Source organism: Mesorhizobium sp. M7A.F.Ca.MR.148.00.0.0 (assembly GCF_003997735.1).
Classification (GTDB): Bacteria; Pseudomonadota; Alphaproteobacteria; order Rhizobiales; family Rhizobiaceae; genus Mesorhizobium.
On sequence record NZ_RZTB01000559.1, the window covers coordinates 1 to 271 of the forward strand.

A 271-nucleotide genomic window follows, 5' to 3' on the forward strand; every position below is an offset into this window, starting at 1 on the left:
GAAGCACATGGCTTCTCATGGTCGGTGTGGAGCTATGGCGGTGCCTTCGGCATCGTCGACGCCTTCAATGGCGACAAGGCCGAGCCGGATGTGATGGACGTGATCCGCCGGCTGCGTTGATCGCTCAGCCAAGATCGATCGAGAAGATTCCGGGCGCATTCAAAAAACGTACCGACGCAATGCTGAGCCAATACCCGAGACGACGGGCAGCGCGCTGGAAAATTACTCTTCCTGGAACAGGTTGATCTGCTGCTGCGCCAGATCCTTCGGC

Annotated in this window: 1 protein-coding gene; it reads left to right on the plus strand. The window is 58.3% G+C overall.

What is annotated here, in order from left to right; genetic code table 11:
* On the plus strand, positions 1 to 120 hold a 120-nt coding region (locus tag EOB49_RS38505; protein WP_245473011.1), incomplete at its 5' end, for an alpha/beta hydrolase family protein.
* Between the last annotated feature and the right edge of the window lie 151 nt (positions 121 to 271).